At 43.3% G+C, this 15,768-nt stretch carries 16 protein-coding genes; 6 read left to right on the forward strand and 10 right to left on the reverse strand.

Annotated elements, in window-relative coordinates:
* Positions 1–21 precede the first annotated feature (21 nt).
* From folA to rplU, 6 genes are all read right to left on the reverse strand, one after another.
* Entirely contained in the window at positions 22–504 is a 483-nt protein-coding gene (gene folA, locus G5S32_RS12815; protein ID WP_165312356.1) for a type 3 dihydrofolate reductase, read from the reverse strand.
* Between the two features lie 44 nt (positions 505–548).
* Complete coding sequence (locus G5S32_RS12820) at positions 549–1,022, reverse strand: threonine/serine exporter family protein (RefSeq protein ID WP_165312357.1); 474 nt, start codon at positions 1,020–1,022, stop codon at positions 549–551.
* 2 nt (positions 1,023–1,024) lie between these two features.
* Entirely contained in the window at positions 1,025–1,786 is a 762-nt protein-coding gene (locus tag G5S32_RS12825; protein ID WP_165312358.1) for a threonine/serine exporter family protein, read from the reverse strand.
* 128 nt (positions 1,787–1,914) lie between these two features.
* On the reverse strand, positions 1,915–3,090 hold the full coding sequence (gene cgtA, locus G5S32_RS12830) for an Obg family GTPase CgtA (protein ID WP_165312359.1): 1,176 nt from the start codon (positions 3,088–3,090) through the stop codon (positions 1,915–1,917).
* 212 nt (positions 3,091–3,302) lie between these two features.
* Positions 3,303–3,560, reverse strand: coding sequence for a 50S ribosomal protein L27 (rpmA, locus tag G5S32_RS12835; RefSeq protein ID WP_004409945.1), 258 nt, complete (start codon positions 3,558–3,560; stop codon positions 3,303–3,305).
* Between the two features lie 21 nt (positions 3,561–3,581).
* Positions 3,582–3,893 (reverse strand): 50S ribosomal protein L21, encoded by a 312-nt coding sequence (rplU, locus tag G5S32_RS12840; protein ID WP_010320620.1) that lies wholly within the window; start codon positions 3,891–3,893, stop codon positions 3,582–3,584.
* Between the two features lie 269 nt (positions 3,894–4,162).
* Between rplU and ispB the strand changes: the two genes are divergently transcribed.
* Entirely contained in the window at positions 4,163–5,134 is a 972-nt protein-coding gene (gene ispB / locus G5S32_RS12845) for an octaprenyl diphosphate synthase (protein WP_165312360.1), read from the forward strand.
* Between the two features lie 59 nt (positions 5,135–5,193).
* Here ispB and G5S32_RS12850 read toward each other — a convergent pair whose 3' ends face one another.
* A complete protein-coding gene (locus tag G5S32_RS12850) occupies positions 5,194–6,606 on the reverse strand; it encodes a basic amino acid/polyamine antiporter (RefSeq protein WP_165312361.1) in 1,413 nt (470 codons plus the stop codon).
* A 471-nt stretch (positions 6,607–7,077) separates the two neighbouring features.
* Positions 7,078–8,010, reverse strand: coding sequence for a malate dehydrogenase (mdh, locus tag G5S32_RS12855; protein ID WP_165312362.1), 933 nt, complete (start codon positions 8,008–8,010; stop codon positions 7,078–7,080).
* A 323-nt stretch (positions 8,011–8,333) separates the two neighbouring features.
* Between mdh and argR the strand changes: the two genes are divergently transcribed.
* From argR to G5S32_RS12880, 5 genes are all read left to right on the forward strand, one after another.
* Positions 8,334–8,804: a transcriptional regulator ArgR gene (gene argR / locus G5S32_RS12860; RefSeq protein WP_165312363.1), complete on the forward strand. Its 471-nt coding sequence runs from the start codon at positions 8,334–8,336 to the stop codon at positions 8,802–8,804.
* Between the two features lie 374 nt (positions 8,805–9,178).
* Entirely contained in the window at positions 9,179–10,147 is a 969-nt protein-coding gene (locus G5S32_RS12865; protein ID WP_165312800.1) for a TAXI family TRAP transporter solute-binding subunit, read from the forward strand.
* 284 nt (positions 10,148–10,431) lie between these two features.
* Positions 10,432–13,011 carry a TRAP transporter permease gene (locus G5S32_RS12870; RefSeq protein WP_165312364.1) on the forward strand — a complete coding sequence of 860 codons (2,580 nt, stop codon included), beginning with the start codon at positions 10,432–10,434 and terminating at the stop codon, positions 13,009–13,011.
* 66 nt (positions 13,012–13,077) lie between these two features.
* Positions 13,078–13,515 (forward strand): universal stress protein, encoded by a 438-nt coding sequence (locus G5S32_RS12875; RefSeq protein ID WP_165312365.1) that lies wholly within the window; start codon positions 13,078–13,080, stop codon positions 13,513–13,515.
* Between the two features lie 181 nt (positions 13,516–13,696).
* Positions 13,697–14,083, forward strand: a complete 387-nt coding sequence (locus tag G5S32_RS12880; protein WP_165312366.1) for a DUF2061 domain-containing protein — start codon at positions 13,697–13,699, stop codon at positions 14,081–14,083.
* Positions 14,084–14,347: 264 nt separating this feature from the next.
* Here the strand turns inward: G5S32_RS12880 and G5S32_RS12885 are convergent, their stop codons facing one another.
* Both G5S32_RS12885 and rraB read right to left on the reverse strand, forming a co-directional pair.
* Positions 14,348–15,142, reverse strand: coding sequence for a glycosyl hydrolase 2 galactose-binding domain-containing protein (locus G5S32_RS12885; RefSeq protein WP_165312367.1), 795 nt, complete (start codon positions 15,140–15,142; stop codon positions 14,348–14,350).
* A 99-nt stretch (positions 15,143–15,241) separates the two neighbouring features.
* Positions 15,242–15,661: a ribonuclease E inhibitor RraB gene (rraB, locus tag G5S32_RS12890; protein WP_165312368.1), complete on the reverse strand. Its 420-nt coding sequence runs from the start codon at positions 15,659–15,661 to the stop codon at positions 15,242–15,244.
* Positions 15,662–15,768: the final 107 nt, after the last annotated feature.

The following is a 15,768-nucleotide window of genomic DNA, read 5'->3' on the forward strand; positions in this document are numbered from 1 at the left end:
TTGTTTTTTTAAAAGATGCAATTAGCTACGTTCTAGTATTACAAACTTCATATCGTAGGCATTTTTGTCATCAGCTGAATAGGTTTCTTGACAAGCCTGCTGCCAACCTTGTCCCCAATCAGGGAACTGGGTGTCGCCTTCAACCTCCGCTTCAATGTACGTGATATATAGACGGTCTGCTTTAGGTAAACACGCTGCGTAAATACTACCACCGCCAATAATCATCACTTCTTCGACCTCACCAGCGGCCTTGATTGCTTCTTCAATTGAAGCTGCCACCGTCACACCGTCAATACTCAGATTCGGATCTCGACTGATCACGATATTCTGACGTCCGGGTAATGGACGACCAATAGATTCGTAGGTCTTACGACCCATAATTACTGGCTTACCTAAAGTGCAGCGTTTGAACCAAGCAAAATCGGCAGGTAAATGCCAAGGCATTTGGTTATCTTTGCCAATAATTCTGTCGTTTGCCATCGCGGCAATCATGCTGATGATCATTTATCTTCCCTATTAGACTGTCTGTGTATTAACTGTTCGGCTTTTTAGACTATCGGTTTACGGCGATAGAATAACAGCCCAGGCACAGCAAGACCAACAGCCAAACCTGCGATAATAAACATCGCTTTGAGGAAGTTCTCAAATAAAGTCTCTAATAGTTCTGGTCGGAAACCTAAATGGTTGATTTCCACCATGGCAATCATCGCTTTGTAAGTGAAAACACCAGGAACCATTGGAATTAAAGCAGCGACGGTAAACACTTTTGGATGCGCCAAAAACTTATGAGACCAATGCACACCAATCATGCCAACAAACGTAGCAGCAAAGAAGGTCGCCCATTCAATAGGAATGCCAAATTGCATCATTAAATAGCGAGAGCCGTGACCGATGGCACCACCTAAGGCGCAATATTTCAGTGCAGGAACAGGAACGTTGAACACTAACGCAAACCCTACTGCCGGTATTGCAGCAAAGAACATGTCGTTAATAAGACCAAACAATAGTTGCCAACTTAACATCTCTACCACCCCCACACGCCAGTAATACTCATGGCTGCGATAATTCCCAGACACGTTGCTAAAGTCAGTAAACTCGCCATCACAAAGCGTGCGATACCCACGTTCACAAAACCTTTAAGCATATCGGCAACCGAGTTAATCAACGGGAAACCAGGTACTAACATAAGAACCGAGGATGCCATGACGATGGTTGGCTTATTGCCGAGCTGATAAATCACAGCTTGAGCGGAAATAACCGAAGTGACAAAAGCGGTTGCCGCAAAATTAAGCAGCGGATTGAAATGGCGGTGCCCTATTTCCTGACGAACGAACATACCAACAGCTGAAGCAACAAAGGTAATAGCAAATACCGTCCAATCACCACCAGCAAGACGAGCAAACGAAGAACAAGATAATCCAATCATAAACACCACTAACCAGCGGTTGTAGCGCTCTGGACTGATCTTATTCAGTTTCTTCTGTGCAAGGGTGTGATCAAGCAGACCTTTTTCCATCATAATGCAGATACGCTGAATCTGAGTAACAGCACGCATATTGATGCCACGATCTGCACAACGTCTGGTTGTGGTAATACAGTGGCCATGTTCAAGCGTAGTCACTACTAATGATCCTGCGGAAAGAGAAACTTCAACCTCTGTCATACCAGAGGCGCGCCCCATCCTTTCCATTATTCCAACCACCAAAGCACTTTCAGCGCCGTGAGCCAATAACATTTGACCTGCTTGTGCGATTAATCTCGATACGGCTCTCTGTCTGGATGCCATGATTCCTTTCCTAACGTCCTAAGGGTAAAAATTGCGAAACTCTAGTTTGCATTAAAATAACGAAGCTAAATATGATTTAGACACAAAAAAGCCGCAATAAATAATTGCGGCTAAATTCAGTCGAAAGTTTACTCGCGAACGTAGATAACGTGACCGTCATCTTCTTCATCGTCCCAGTCATCCCAATCGTCGTCGTCATCTTCAGTAATAACATTGCGGCCAGCCATTGCGTCTTTGTGGTAATCATCCCACATAAACTCAACTTTTTGCTCTTCGCTTAACTCTTCTGATGCACGAGGTAGAGTTTCCATGAAGTCAGCCAGTTCACGGCAAAGTTCGGCAGTACCTTGCTTGTTGATTGCTGATACTTTGAAGTATGGACCTTCCCACGCGAGCGCTTCTAAGATCTCTTGGATCTTTTCATCCGCTTCTTCTTCAAGCATCAGATCCGTTTTGTTAAATACCAACCAAACAGGCTTCTTCGCTAGCTTTTCACTGTACTGCTCTAGCTCATCCATAATGGTCAAAGCGTTTTGTGCAGGTTCACTTCCATCGATAGGTAAAATATCGATCATATGCAGAAGCACACGACAACGTTCAAGGTGCTTCAAGAAACGAATACCTAAACCAGCGCCTTCAGCGGCACCTTCGATAAGTCCAGGGATGTCTGCAACGACAAAGCTTTTCTCTGGTACAACACTTACTACACCTAAGCTTGGGATCAGTGTCGTAAACGGATAATCCGCTACCTTTGGTTTCGCAGCTGAAACAGAACGAATAAAGGTAGATTTGCCAGCGTTTGGTAAACCTAGCATACCGACGTCAGCAAGCAGTAGTAGCTCAAGGCGCAGTTCACGTACTTCACCTTTGGTACCCATAGTCTTTTGGCGTGGAGCACGGTTTACAGACGATTTAAAACGGGTGTTACCAAGACCGTGCCAACCGCCCTTTGCAACCATCACTTTCTTGCCGTGTTCAGCGACTTCACCAACGATCTCATTGGTGTGAATATCCACTGCGCGAGTACCTACTGGCACTTTCAGAGTAATATCTTTACCGCGTTTACCAGTACAGTTACCGCCGCCACCGTTTTGACCACGTTCTGCCGCGTAGAAACGCTGGAAACGATAGTCAACCAGTGTATTTAAGTTCTCATCAGCTTGGATGTAGACATCGCCACCATCGCCGCCGTCGCCGCCGTCAGGGCCACCTTTCGTTACGAATTTTTCGCGCCAAAAGCTAACAACACCGTTACCGCCATCGCCCGCTTCGACTTTAATTACCGCTTCATCAACGAATTTCATTACTTACTCCGCATTACTTGCGTTGCAATATCACCTATTACCAGTGATATAAATTTTAGCAGATCCAGATACATCGTGATCTAAACCTACATATTGGAACAGATAAGGAGAGACTCTACATTCTTTTGCTGAAGAACCTCTTCTTTTTTGCTCTGCATAAATAAAAAACCCCACCGTAACGGTAGGGCTTTTGAATTCAGTTAGGTATAAATTTATTCAGCTTCGATGCTAACAAATTTACGGTTTTTAGGACCTTTAACTTCAAATTTCACTTTACCTTCAGTAAGAGCGAAAAGAGTATGGTCTTTACCGATACCAACGTTAGTGCCAGCGTGGAACTTAGTACCACGTTGACGAACGATGATGTTACCTGCTAATACAGATTCACCACCGAAACGCTTAACACCAAGACGTTTACTTTCTGAATCACGGCCGTTACGAGTAGAACCGCCAGCTTTTTTGTGTGCCATTGTTAAACTCTCCTAAGTTACTTAAGCGTTGATGCCAGTAATTTTCACTTCAGTGAACCACTGACGGTGGCCTTGTTGTTTACGAGAGTGTTTACGACGACGGAACTTAACGATTTTAACTTTATCGCCACGGCCGTGTTGTACTACTTCAGCAGTAATTTTACCGCCTTCAACAAGAGGTGCACCAACAGTGATTTGCTCACCGTTAGCAACTAGAAGAACTTTATCAAATTCAACAGTTGCACCAGTTTCAACGTCTAATTTCTCTAAACGAAGAGTTTGACCTTCGCTTACACGGTGTTGTTTACCACCAGATTGGAAAACAGCGTACATATTTTACTCCGCTCTTTCCGCACAGCCTATGCTATATGTGAAGCAATGAGGGTGTGCGCTAAACTAATCATCAATAGGGCGCAGATTCTACGTGAATGATGTGCCTATGACAAGCCATATTTTAAAAAAATTGGCGAAAAGCTAATCGCCAAACAAAAGTGCCGCAATCATGCCTTTATGGCGTGTATTAATCAATGCTTTTTAGTGTATTATTCAACAATTCTAGAAGACAAAATGCCTTACAAGCTCTAACTTCAGCCGGATGTACAATGGATTTTAAAGCTATCCAAGCGCTTACTGCCGATGACATGGCAAAAGTGAATGAAACAATTCAAGCTCAACTCAACTCTGATGTCTCTTTAATCAACCAACTTGGGTTCTATATTGTCGGTAGTGGCGGCAAGCGTTTAAGACCTTTGCTAGCGGTTTTATCCGCAAAAGCACTAGGCTATGAAGGGACAGCTCACACCACTGCGGCAGCGTTTATTGAATTTATTCATACAGCAACCCTGTTGCACGATGATGTCGTTGATGAATCAGACATGCGTCGCGGCAAAGAAACCGCCAATGCAGCTTTTGGCAATGCTGCAAGCGTGTTAGTGGGTGATTTTATCTACACCCGTTCATTCCAGATGATGACTGAATTAGGATCCTTAAAGATCCTTAAACTGATGAGTGACGCAGTAAACGTCATTGCTGAAGGTGAAGTTCAGCAGTTAATGAACTGTAATGATCCTGGCACGACAGAAGCGATGTACATGCAGGTCATCTATTCTAAAACAGCACGACTGTTTGAAGCGGCTACTCAAATCGGTGCAATTTTAGTTGACGCCCCACAAGAAGTAGAAACGGCATTACAAAACTACGGTAAATATTTAGGTACTGCATTCCAGCTCATTGATGACGTCATGGATTACACATCTGACGGTGAAGAAATGGGTAAAAACGTCGGTGATGACCTTGCAGAAGGCAAACCAACTCTTCCTCTACTTCACGCAATGCGTAACGGTACTCCAGAGCAAGCAGAAATGATCCGAGATGCGATTGAAAACGCAAACGGTATGGAACGTCTTAACGATATCCTGGCTGCGATGGAACAAGCAGGTTCTCTCACCTATACAGTAAACAAAGCTTTGGAAGAAGCCGATAAAGCGATTGCTGAGCTGGCCATTCTGCCAGAAAGCGATTATAAACAAGCTTTAGTGACGCTTGCCCATATGGCGGTCAATCGCAGTAAGTAAACGAATTCAGTAAAAATAGAAAAACCTCGCAACTGCGAGGTTTTTTATTATCCATCAACTCAAACCGAAATACCGCTAGTAACAATCAAGACCACGGCAGCAATCGCAGCCATTGTTAAAACAATCAACCCCCATTTCTCTTTGCCGATAAACGGAGCTCGTCCCTGCTCTTTCTTCGCCTTCAGGTAGAAATACAACCCAGGGAAATAGAGCAATGAAGAGAGCAGCAAATAATCCAATCCCGATGCATACAGCAACCAAATACCATAGATGCTTGCACCCATACCGATAAAAAGAAGCTGACTTCCCTTTCCTTGCTCAATAGCCAGTTTCAAAGCGTATGCTCCAACTAACAGGTATGGTACGAGGATCATTTCAGAGGCAATGATCAACAAGGTGTCGTAGGTACTACCTGCATACATCACAAAAACCAGTGACACTTGGATACAGATATTCGTTAGTGTCAGCGATTTTACAGGGCTTCCTGCTTTATTTTGAGTGAGATATTTCTTAGGGAAAATGCCATCTCGTGCACACAAATACGGTGCTTCTGAGGCAAGTACCGTCCAGCTCAAGAATGCACCACATACAGACACAATTAGCCCTAGACCTATGATGTATTGCCCCCAAGATCCAATGATTGCGGTTAACACTTTCGCCATAGATGGGTTTTGATAGCCAGCGAGCTCTACAGGTTTAATTACCCCCATAGATAGTAAAGTCACCAACACATAAATAGACAAAGCAGTAAGCAAACCTAAAATCGTCGCTCGGCCAATGTCTTTGCGGTTACGCGCACGACTTGATACGACGACAGCGCCTTCAATACCGATAAATACCCATACAGTGATCAACATTGTGCCTTTAACTTGTGCCCAAAGATCGTAACTGGCATCAAAATGCAAACCAGTAAGATCGAGCGTAAAAGTCTCCCATCTGAATGCGATAGCTGCGCAAATGATAAAGGTGATCAAAGGGATCATCTTGGCAAAAGTCGTGACCATGTTGATTAGTGCAGCAGTTTTCACACCTCGCAAAACCAAACCGTGCATGATCCACAGTAATGCTGAAGCGCCAATCATGGAGATCACGGTGTTACCTGAGCCAAACAACACATTGTCTGGAGTATCAAACAGCAACCCTAAAGTACTAAACACGATCACCAGATAAGAGACATTTGCCAGCATAGCGCTGAACCAGTAACCCCAAGCTGAGCAGAAACCGACGAAATCGCCAAAACCAGCACGAGCAAAACCGAACACACCACTGTCTATTTTAGGCTTGAGCTCTGTCAATTGTTGAAATGACAAAGCAAGGAATATCATCCCAATGCCGGTAATCCCCCAGCCTAGCATGACGGCTAATGGGCTAGCGACTGAAGCCATATTTTGCGGCAAGCTGAAAACGCCCGCGCCAATCATCGAACCAATGACTAAAGCGGTCAAAGCTCCGATACCAAGTTTGTTATCCATGGTGTATCCAGTGAGTATTTTGAAATTAAGAGAAACTCTTCTATGAAAATTTAGCCCATTAAACGGCTAAGCTAATGAAATTACTTCGCAAGTATTAGATTAGAAAATTACATATACAGATAAGTAATGAGTTATACGCGCAGATTAAAATACTAATTTTACAATAAAATTAAGAACATTTAGTACGAACAATATCAATAAGAAGTGAGTTTGTTTAGGAAATAGACAATATTACTGGTCTGGAAAATTTCCTGATCAGTGAATGGGCGTCGATAAGCAACCCCTCCGAGCCATGAATGGCTCGGCGGAGCTTCAGGGACGAATGAATGCGCGTTTGCGTTTGACGCCCATTCTCTGTTCTACCGATGCTCAGTCTGGTCATATTTTTGTCTAGGATGGTATAACGATATCTTTAACCACAAAAAAGCCGCCCCATTGAGGAGCGGCTCTGAAATTCTTAAAAGTGATTAATTACTTAACGAATTCGACACCCGTTTGAATATCGCCGTTGAGTGTTTCCAACATACCATCTAAAGCCGCTTTTTCGTATTGGCTTAATGGACCATAACTCAACACCTCTTCTACACCGTTTTTACCCAACTTAACTGGTTGAGCAAAGAACTGAGCGTGCTCACCGTTACCATCAACATACGCGTATTCGATAACATCTTCGCCTTGTAGAGCTTTCACTAAAGACAAACCGAAGCGACAAGCCGCTTGCCCCATAGATAGAGTTGCACTGCCGCCACCCGCTTTCGCTTCAACAACTTCAGTACCTGCATTTTGAATTCGTTTAGTCAACGCTTCCACTTCCGCATCCGTAAACTCAACGCCTTCAACTTGAGAAAGAAGAGGAAGAATAGTCACACCAGAATGACCACCAATAACAGGAACGCGAACATCGCCCGGATCTTTCTGTTTTAACTCGGCAACGAAAGTTTCAGCACGAATAACATCAAGAGTGGTAACACCAAACAATTTACGTTTATTGTAAACGCCTGCTTTTTTCAAAACTTCAGCAGCAATAGGAACCGTTGTATTTACTGGGTTAGTAATAATACCCACACAAGCATTTGGACATACAACAGCAATACGTTCAGCCAGAGATCTTACAATCCCCGCATTCACATTAAACAGATCCGCACGATCCATACCCGGTTTACGAGCAACACCCGCGGAAATTAAAACAACATCTGAGCCTTCGAGTGCAGGAGTTGGATCCTCACCACAATAGCCTTTTATAGAAACAGGAGTTGGAATATGACTAAGGTCCGCAGCAACACCAGGTGTTACTGGAGCAATATCATATAGAGCAAGATCAGATCCAGCAGGTAAACGGTTCTTAAGTAGTAAAGCGAGGGCTTGACCGATGCCGCCAGCGGCACCAATTACAGAGACTTTCATTATCGTTCTCCTTATGAGTTTTTGTCTTATATATGTTTTGTAGGGTTGTTTAATATCTGACCAAAAAAAATTATAGCAATCACAACTTGATTACAAACAATTAACGTCAGCTTTGCGACTTTGGACACTTACTAGCCAAATCGACAATCACCGACGGGGTACTGACATATCCGTTGCTCCCCTTAAATCTCCCTTTTACGCTCTCCTTGAGCTCTAATTATACCTATTTACAGTGACCTTTTAGACAGTTTTGAAGCTTAATTTGCCTATAAATGAATATCTATGCGAGAATATGCAGCATTATTGAATTAGTGGTAATAAACATGCGTAGTGTAGATAAACAAGACAACCTAGTCCGCGCTTTTAAAGCTTTATTAAAAGAAGAACGATTTGGCTCTCAAGGCGATATCGTCGACGCTCTCAAAAATGAAGGTTTTGATAACATTAACCAATCCAAAGTCTCTCGTATGCTTACTAAGTTTGGCGCAGTGCGCACACGTAATGCAAAAATGGAGATGGTGTATTGTTTACCTGCCGAGTTAGGCGTTCCAACGGTATCAAGCTCTCTACGAGAATTAGTACTGGACGTTGACTACAACAATGCATTGGTAGTGATTCATACCGGTCCAGGGGCTGCTCAACTTATCGCTCGTTTACTGGATTCTCTTGGTAAATCAGAAGGCATCCTTGGCGTTGTTGCCGGCGACGATACCATCTTTATTACACCTACGCTTAACATTACAACTAAGCAGCTATTTACTTCTGTCTGTGAATTGTTTGAATACGCAGGCTAACAAGTAACTAGCGATTCAGAGTGTAACTTATTAATCGTTAAATATTATTGCCTTTCTTACAGTCACGTACTGGGATCAATACGTGACTTTTTCTTTCCTAAAAGCACCATATGCAAACAGGGCTTTTTTAACAAAATAAAAACAACCAGTTCATTACAAAAAAGAAACAAATAAAAACAACTCATTCTAAGTTACTGGTAATAATTAGCTTTTATGACTACTTTTTTAAACATCACTATTATTATGTGATGTTTTTTTGCTATTATCCTGACACTTTTTCAACATAAGGATTGAAGAAGCAATTGTTTCTAGCGAAGAAACACCCAATGCAACAGTGCTTGTTTGGGAAATTATGAATGAAGGAAGGGAAATTCATGGCATTGAATAAAATCATAAAGGTCGGCGCTATTGCTGCAACTATTTTTGCAACTGGCACCGTTAACGCTCAAGAATTCATCACTATAGGTACTGGTTCTGTCACCGGTGTTTATTACCCAACAGGTGGTGCAATTTGTAAGTTAGTTAACAAAGACCGAAAAGAACACAACATTCGCTGCTCTGTGGAATCTACCGGCGGTTCTATTTATAACGTAAATACTATTCGCTCTGGCGAACTTGATTTCGGTATTGTTCAATCGGACTGGCAATACCACGGCTACAACGGAACAAGTGAATTTTCAGAGCAAGGTCCATACAAAAAACTACGTGCGATGTTCTCACTTCACACTGAACCTTTTAACATCATCGCTCGTTCAGACTCAGGTATTAACGGTGTAGCAGATCTTGCTGGAAAACGTGTAAACATAGGTAACCCTGGCTCTGGTGACCGTGCAACTATGCAAGTGGTTATGGATGCTTTTGGTTGGACAACTGACAGCTTCAAACTTGCTTCTGAGCTAAAAGGCTCCGAGCGTTCTCAAGCATTGTGTGATAACAAAATCGACGCATTCATCTACATGGTTGGCCATCCAAATGGTTCAATCAAAGAAGCGACAACTTCATGTGATGCGAAGCTAGTTCCAGCAACAGGCGACCAGATCGCTAAGATCGTTGCTGATAACCCATACTATGCATACAGCACAGTTCCAGCGGGTATGTACCGTGGCACAGATCAAGATGTAAAAAGCTTCGGTGTAGCTGCAACGCTAGTAACCACATCTGATGTTTCAGATGAAGTGGCTTACAACGTTGCAAAAGCAGTATTTGAAAACTTCGAAACGTTCACTCGTTTGCACCCTGCATTTGCAAACTTGAAGAAAGAAGACATGGTTAAAGCGGGGATTTCTATTCCTCTACACCCAGGTGCTGCGAAATACTACAAAGAAATTGGTTTGCTAAAATAATCAAGGCAACCTCGAATAGGGAGGCCTAGCGCCTCCCTATTCATTTATCTTCTAGCCATTATTTCAGATTTTTTTGGTTTTCACTCAAATTCGAAGACCTCTTTTCGTAGTAATACCCAAACTACTTGGAATTGCAGGTAGGCGGCAAGTGAGTGAATCCCCATGACCACAAATTACCATGCGTGATTGGGGTGAACGAACGCAGACCCTATACCAAAACACAAAGTGCTGCAGCATCAAGTAGGAAGGGGATAATCTTTACCATCATTAAAAGGATAATGTACATGACGCAGACAAATTCTCCGTCTCAAGATGTGCAAGAGATGGTCGCACAATCGGATACAGGCGCCAGAAACCCAAGTGGTATTCCGGGTCGTATTTTGTGGTTTGTGCCACTATGTTGGTCTTTATTCCAACTTTGGTACGCCTCTCCGTTGCCATTCATATTCAATTTCGGCGTACTTAACGATACGCAAGCAAGGGCGATCCATTTATCGTTTGCTGTCTTTCTTGCATTTACTGCCTATCCAGCTCTAAAAGATTCACCACGAGACCGTATCCCTCTCATTGATTGGGCATTCGCACTTGTCGGTAGCTTTTGTGCTGCATACATCTATTTATTCTACGAGCAATTAGCTGGGCGTTCAGGTGCTCCAACGCTTGCTGATGTGGTCACCGCATCCGCAGGTATGTTATTGCTTTTGGAAGCAACTCGCCGTGCTCTTGGTCCACCGCTCATGGCAGTTGCGGCTGTGTTCCTGCTCTACACCTTTGCTGGTCCTTATATGCCAGAAGTGATTGCTCACAAAGGCGCAAGTTTGAATAAGGCAATGTCACATCTTTGGCTCACAACTGAAGGGGTATTCGGCGTTGCGTTGGGTGTTTCTACCTCATTTGTGTTCTTATTCGTACTGTTTGGCGCGATGCTGGAAAGAGCAGGAGCTGGCGCATACTTCATTAAAGTAGCTTTCTCACTGTTAGGGCATATGCGTGGTGGTCCAGCGAAAGCTGCGGTTGTAGCTTCTGGTTTATCGGGTCTAGTTTCAGGCTCATCGATAGCCAACGTTGTAACAACAGGTACTTTCACTATTCCACTGATGAAGAAAGTCGGCTTCCCTGCATCCAAAGCAGGGGCAGTAGAAGTGGCCGCGTCAACCAACGGTCAGCTTACACCACCAATTATGGGTGCAGCGGCTTTCTTGATGGTGGAATACGTCGGTATTTCTTATGTAGAAGTAATCAAAGCGGCGCTGTTACCAGCGCTGATCTCATACATCGCGCTGATCTACATTGTCCATTTAGAAGCCTGTAAAGCGGGAATGCAAGGCCTGCCAAGACGCAATAGTTCAACATTTTTACAAAGCCTGCTGTCATTCACAGGAACCATTCTTGCGATATGCGTGATTAGTGCTCTGGTCTACTACGGTATTGGCTGGACAAAAGAAGTCTTTGGCTCCGCTGCCACCGTGTTGGTGGGTATTGCTCTTCTTATTTCCTACGTTGCTCTGGTGAAGATCTCGGCAAAGCACGCAAAAGATGGCGGCTTTGAATTTGAAGAAGATATTCAGGAAATTCCGGATGTTGGTCCTACAGTCAAATCCGGTCTGCATTTCCTGTTGCCAATCGTGGTTTTGGTTTGGTGTCTGACCGTTGAACGTTTTTCTCCAGGTCTATCAGCATTCTGGGCAACCGTGTTCATGATGTTCATTCTGCTGACTCAACGTCCACTGATGGCTTACTTTAACCAGTCCAACGACACCACAGAACAAGCAAAACTTGGCGTAGTCGATTTGCTTGAAAGCTTAGTGTCTGGTGGTCGCAACATGATTGGTATCGGTGTTGCAACTGCCGCAGCGGGTACTGTTGTAGGTGTTGTTACCCTGACAGGTATTGGTCTGGTGATGACTGACTTCGTTGAGTTTATCTCTGGCGGTAGCGTGATCATGATGCTGGTGTTCACCGCTGTGATCAGTTTGATATTGGGTATGGGTCTGCCAACGACTGCAAACTACATCGTAGTATCGACTTTGATGGCTCCTGTTATCGTGACTCTAGGTGCTCAGCACGGGCTGATTATTCCACTTATCGCAGTACACTTATTCGTGTTCTACTTCGGTATCTTGGCGGACGATACGCCTCCTGTGGGTTTAGCCGCTTTTGCCGCCGCTGCCATTGCCAAGTCCGACCCAATACGTACCGGTTTGCAAGGTTTTGCCTACGATATACGAACGGCCATTTTGCCATTCATGTTTGTGTTCAACACTCAGCTACTATTGATGGGTATTGATACTTGGTGGCATCTCGGATTGACCGTCATATCGTCGATCATTGCGATGTTGCTGTTTTCAGCCGCAACACAAGGATGGTGGTTTACCAAAACCAAATGGTGGGAAATTGTTGCGCTTCTAGCGCTGACATTTACCTTCTTCCGCCCTGGTTTCTGGTGGGACATGGTTTATCCGTCTAAAGAAGTTCATCCTGGCGTAGAGCTTGTACAAATTGTTGAAGATACACCAGTAGGTCAACCTCTTCAGTTACTGGTTGCGGGTGAGACACTTGAAGGTAAACTCGTGTCTAAAACGGTTGTTTTGCCCTTTGATGACAGAGCGACAACACCAGAAGAACGCATTTCTTCAATGGGTCTGATGCTCAACAATGATGGCGAAAAGATGATCGTTGATATGGTTGAGTTTGGCAGCCCTGCTGAATCTGCAGGTATCGATTTCGGTTGGGAAATTGAATCGATCGTGATCGACAGCGAGCGACCAATGAAAGAATGGGTATTCCTACCTGCGCTATTACTGACAATTTTACTTGGCTGGAATCAGCGAAGAAGAGCTCAAAAAGAGCAGGCGCACGCATAATTACCTGCCAAGTTAATTTATGATGTTTATAAGCAATTAGCTTGGCTTTATTCAGAGAAAAGCACTATGTATAAACACATTCTTGTTCCTGTTGATTTAAATGAGCATGGTTTCTGTGACAAGGCTGTTGAACATGCGGTTTGGCATGCAAAACAAAGCAATGCAAAAATCCATCTTCTCAATGTTCTACCTGGTATTCACATGTCGATGGTTGCTACCTACTTCCCTAAAGAAGCAGCAAAGCAAATGAAAGAAGACGTGAAACAACAGCTGAAAAAATTTGCACAACAATTCAGCGTAGAAGGCGTTGAATTTGATGTGTACGTTGCTGAAGGGAAACCTTATAGCACCATTCTTGATTATGCTAAGAAAGTTGAAGCTGACTTGATTGTGATGCCAAGTCACAAACGTTCTCGTATCGACAAAGTAGTATTAGGTTCTGTAGCCAGCAAAGTGGTTGAGAACTCTCCAGTGAACGTCCTTGTTATCAAACCAAATGGTTGATTGATGGTTTGAATCACTTAGCAAATAGATAAAGGCGCTTAATGCGCCTTTATCTATTTTTTACCTATTTGTTTTTACCTATTAGCTTTTACCTATCACACTAATTTAAAAATCCACCTAGCGATAATACGAATAATTATCAATAATGAGTTCAACAAAGAGATACAAGGTTGGATTAATTATGAAAAAGACTATCAGTTTTGCAGCATTACATTTCAGCATTGCCTTTACCGTTGCATACGTACTGACAGGCGACATCATTTTAGGCAGCCTGATCGCAATGCTTGAACCAATGGTTAATACCGTAGCGTTTTACTTCCATGAAAAAGCTTGGGATAAATACACTCCGCTACAACGTTATGCTCATAACCCAAGAATCAAAACTATGAGTTTTGCCTTGATTCACTACACAGTGGCTTTCAACGTGGCATACATGCTGACAGGCAGCTGGTTAATTGGTGGTGTTATGGCGTTGATTGAGCCTAGCTTTAATACTTGTGCTTACTACTTCCATGAGAAATTCTGGCAGAACAAATTCCACAATAATCACTGGCAATGTGCCCACTAACCATCATCGCATTCAAACACAAAGCCCCAGCATTAAACTCTGTCTCTTAGTCACAAGTCTTTACTCCTCCCCTTTCGAAGGGGAGGATGGGTGGGGTTTCTTCCACGAAACTTAATTAAGATTGTCATGATCAATACGTTCAGTGGACTTCAACCCCCTCTAACTCCCCCTCAACTGAGGGGAGGACCAGAAGACAAATGCTTATTTATTTGTGACTAAGAGATAGAGCGCCAAACTAGGACATTTTATTTACACTAATGGCTCCTACAAAAAATAGGTCACGCAGGAATCTTTTGCTAAGCCCAGCTTAAACGTCTTACTCTGACCATCCAACATCACACTTAACTCATAAAGATCTTTTGGATTGGGATTTGCTTTGTCGTAATACTTGGGGGCTTCGACCTGAAACAATGCGCTGACATGATCACTGCGAATATCAATCGGTAACTGATACGTCATACCATCAAACTTAACCGCAGCTGAAACTAAACCCGGAGTGAAAGGCGTGAAATGCAAATTGACCATCAGTTCACACCCGCCACCATAGTGCCAGATTTGTTCAGTAGTGACTGCGCCTAAACGTACATGACGAATAAACTGCAAATAAGGTTCACGCCATATACCTATTTTGTCATCGTACTTTTCAACTTCTTCCGTTAACGAGCAGACATTCGGTTCCTGCTCATCTAAGAGCCAATCTTCATCTTGCTCGAGAAACAAAATCTCGAATCGATTTCGTCCCAAATTCAGCTGTGACAGTACATCCTTTCGATAAACCTTCTGCGAGCCATCGCAATCAAATAGCGCGACTCCGTTTAATCGAACTTCAGCGTGATAATCAATACCTTCGAGAACAAGGTCGATGGCACCGAAATTGAGCATACTTTCATCCACTTCAATATCATGCATTAAGTGCCATTCTTGTTGAGCAATATCCTCTTCAGACAAGCTTTGAGGTAAAGCCGCGCTTAACGGAGAAGGAAAGGTAATATCGTCCTGTGGGATAGATAAATCTGTGAGCGGTGAAAGTTGCCATAATCCGGCGAGAGAAAGCTGCATAGTACTTCTTATTGAATTGTTTTCTTATAGAAGAATTTAGACCATTTAAACATAGCAGCGATAAAAAATACCAGCCTAGGCTGGTATCTATATTAAGACTTACTCTTCATCGTCGTCTTCATCTTCGGCAGGATATAAGGCATCTTCGCCCTCGTAGTAAGTACCCCAACCATCGTAAATAATGTCGAATTTTTCAGCCAGATTAACCAACTTCTCAACTTGAGCGTCGATCGTTGCTGGATCTAGAGTAGATTGCATTGTCGCATCAAAACACAGCAGTTTGCTGCCGTCTTCATCTTCTGCTTCTTCCGCTTCAAGAACTTCAAAGCCCATTTTGAAAGCTTCAACAGCCGCTTTTTCTAGCTTATCGAAATCTTCAGCGAAAAAGTGGTGTTCAATTTCATACAGCGCTTCAGGATCACTGCCATCTTCTAGTAATGCTTGAATGATTTCGCGAGTATCTTCCTTTTGAATTTCAAGGAAGTCTTCCACTGATAGATAATCATCTTGTTGAGACATAACATGTGCTCCAGAGTGTACAAAAAGGGTAACAATTTAATTGGGCGCAATATCGCATGGATCGTTGTCAATTACCACCAGCAAGACGATCTTAAAACGATCTTTCT

The organism is Vibrio ziniensis (assembly GCF_011064285.1).
GTDB classification, from domain to species: Bacteria; Pseudomonadota; Gammaproteobacteria; order Enterobacterales; family Vibrionaceae; genus Vibrio; species Vibrio ziniensis.